General features: G+C 74.9%; 1 protein-coding gene. It reads left to right on the forward strand.

Translation table 11 applies throughout. The annotated features are described in order from the left end of the window. On the forward strand, positions 1-3,319 hold a 3,319-nt coding region (locus ACLF6P_RS29735; protein WP_415954522.1), incomplete at both ends, for an SDR family NAD(P)-dependent oxidoreductase.

Below are 3,319 nucleotides of genomic sequence, written 5' to 3' on the forward strand. Positions count from 1 at the left end.
TGCCCGCTTCTGGGAAGCCGTCGAGCAGGGCAACCTCGCCGCACTCGCCGACGCCTTCGACCCCGCCGACGCCGAGACGCTGAGCGCTGCCCTGCCCGCCCTCGCCTCCTGGCGCCGCCAGCGCCGCGCCGAATCGACCATCGACTCCTGGCGTTACCGCGTCACCTGGAAGCCGACCGGCGCCCCCCTCGACGCGCGCCTCACCGGTCGTTGGCTCGTCGTCGTACCGGATACCCCGGACGCCCGGCACGCCGCCGCGACCGACCTGGCCGACACCGTCATCGCCGGGCTCACTCGGCACGGCGCCGAGGCGATCCGTACGACCCTCGCCGGGGTCGGGGAACACATCGGCACCGAAGCCGGGCCCGACGCCGTGACCGGTGTCCTCTCCCTCCTCGCCCTCGACACCGCCACCCACCCCGAGCACCCGGGCCTGTCCGCCGGACTGGCGGCCACCGTCTCGCTGCTGCGTACGCTGGCCGATGCCGGGGCGACCGCGCCGCTGTGGACGCTCACCCGTGGAGCGGTCTCCGTCGGCGCCTCCGACCGTGCGGCCGCCGACCCGGCGCAGAGCGCCGTCTGGGGTCTGGGCCGGGTCGCCGCGCTCGAACTCCCCCAGGAATGGGGCGGGCTCATCGATCTGCCGGCCGACCTCGACGGCCGTGGCGCGTCGCGCCTGGTCGGTGTCCTCGGCGCAGCGGGCGACGAGGACCAGTGGGCGGTACGGGACTCGGGCGCGTACGTGTGCCGCCTGACCCGGTCCCCGCTCGGCGGCCGCCAGGGATCCCGTCCGTGGACCCCGCGCGGCACGGTCCTGATCACCGGCGGCACCGGCGCGATCGCCGCGCACGTCGCCCGTCGGCTCGCCGAGTCCGGCGCCGAACACCTTGTGCTCACCAGCCGCCGCGGCCCCGACGCGCCCGGCGCACCCGAACTCCGCGACGAACTCACCGCCCTGGGCGCCCGCGTCACCGTCGCCGCCTGTGACGTCGCCGACCGCGAGAGCCTGGGGGCCCTGGTCGACGGGCTGCGCGAGGCGGGCGAGACGATCACCGCTGTCCTGCACGCGGCCGGCGCCGACCGCACCGGCGAACTCCTCACCCTCGACGCCGGTCAGCTCCACGAGGTCATGGCCGCCAAGACCCTGGGTGCCGCGCACCTGGACGAGCTGTTCGCCGCCGACTCGCCCGATCCGCTCGACGCGTTCGTCCTCTTCTCCTCCAACTCCGGCGTGTGGGGCAGCGGTGGCCACGCCGCGTACGCCGCCTCCAACGCCTACCTCGACGGTCTCGCCGTCGCCCGCCGGGCCCGCGGCCTCGCCGCCACCTCCATCGCCTGGGGCGCCTGGGACGGTGGCGGCATGTCCGGTGGCGACGCCGGCGAGCAGCTCGCCCGGCGCGGCCTCGCCGCCATGCCGACCGACCTGGCCATCGCCGCCCTCCGCCAGGCCGTCGAGCACGACGAGACCTGCGTGAGCATCGCCGACCTGGACTGGGAGCGCTTCGCCCCCGTCTACGCCATGTCCCGGCCCCGCCCGCTGATCGCCGACGTCCCCGAGGCCGGGCGCGCCCTCGCGACCGACGCGGAGGACGCAGCCGACGGGGACACCCGCCGCCACACCTCAGCCCTGCGCGGCCGACTCGACGGCCTGTCCGCCGCCGAGCAGGAACGTCAACTCCTCGACCTCGTACGAAGCGAGGCCGCCGCCGTCCTCGGCCACCAGGACGGCGAAGCCGTCCAGCCCGGCCGGGCCTTCCGCGAGCTCGGTTTCGACTCCCTCACCGCCGTCGAGCTCCGCAACCGCCTCACCGAGGCCACCGGCCTCAAGCTGCCCACCACGCTCGTCTTCGACCACCCGAACGCCGGCCGGCTCGCCGCGTACCTGCGCGACGAACTCCTCGGCGGCCAGGCCACGGCACCCGCCGTGGCCCGCGCCACCGGGTTCGCGGAGGACGAGCCGATCGCGATCGTCGGTATGGCCTGCCGCTTCCCGGGCGGCGTCGCGTCCCCCGACGACCTGTGGCGCCTCGTCGCCGACGGCACCGACGCCATGGGCCTCTTCCCCGCCGACCGGGGCTGGGACCTGGGCGTCGTCTACGATCCCGACGGCCGCCCCGGCGCCTCGTACATCGCCGAAGGCGGATTCGTCGCCGACGCCGGCCACTTCGACCCCGGCTTCTTCGGGATCTCGCCGCGCGAGGCGCTCGCCATGGATCCGCAGCAGCGGCTCCTCCTGGAGACCTCGTGGGAGGCGTTCGAGCACGCGGGCATCGACCCGAGTGCCCTGCACGGCAGCCGAACGGGCGTCTACGCCGGGACCAACGGCCAGGACTACGCCCCCCTGCTCATGGCCTCCGTCGAAGGTGCCGACTCCACCCTCACCAGTAACGCGGCCAGCGTCCTGTCCGGCCGCGTCTCCTACACCCTGGGCCTCGAAGGCCCCGCCGCGACCGTCGACACCGGCTGCTCGTCGTCCCTCGTAGCGCTGCACTTCGCCGCCCAGGCGCTCCGCCGGGGCGAGTGCGACCTGGCGCTCGCGGGCGGCGTCACCGTCATGTCGACACCCATGTCGTTCACCGAGTTCAGCCGGCAGCGGGGCCTCGCCGCCGACGGCCGCGTCAAGGCGTTCGCGGACGCCGCCGACGGCACCGGCTGGGGCGAGGGCGTGGGCGTCCTCGTCGTCGAGCGGCTCTCGGACGCGCGCCGCAACGGGCACGAGGTCCTCGCGGTCATGCGCGGCTCGGCCATGAACCAGGACGGAGCTTCCAACGGCCTGACCGCCCCCAACGGCCCGTCCCAGCAGCGCGTCATCCGCGCCGCCCTCGCCGACGCGGGCCTCAGCCCCGCCGACGTGGACGCGGTCGAGGCGCACGGCACGGGCACGACCCTGGGCGACCCGATCGAAGCCCAGGCGCTGCTCGCCACCTACGGCCAGGAACGCCCCGAGGACGGCCGGCCGCTGTGGCTCGGCTCGATCAAGTCGAACTTCGGCCATACGCAGGCGGCCGCGGGTGTCGCGGGCATCATCAAGATGGTCATGGCCATGCGCCACGGCACGCTGCCGATGACCCTGCACGTGGACCGGCCGTCCACCAAGGTCGACTGGTCCGAAGGCGCGGTGGAACTGCTCTCCGAGGCCCGGACCTGGCAGACACCGGACGAACGTCCACGCCGGGCCGGTGTGTCGTCGTTCGGCGTCAGCGGCACCAACGCCCACGTCATTCTGGAACAGGCCCCGGTGCAGGAGCCCGCTGCCCCGGCCGGGCCTTCGGCTCCGGTGGCGAGCGTCCCGTGGGTGCTGTCGGCGAAGAGCGAGCGT

Origin of the sequence: Streptomyces lothianensis (assembly GCF_047779955.1) — a bacterium.
Taxonomy (GTDB): Bacteria; Actinomycetota; Actinomycetes; order Streptomycetales; family Streptomycetaceae; genus Streptomyces.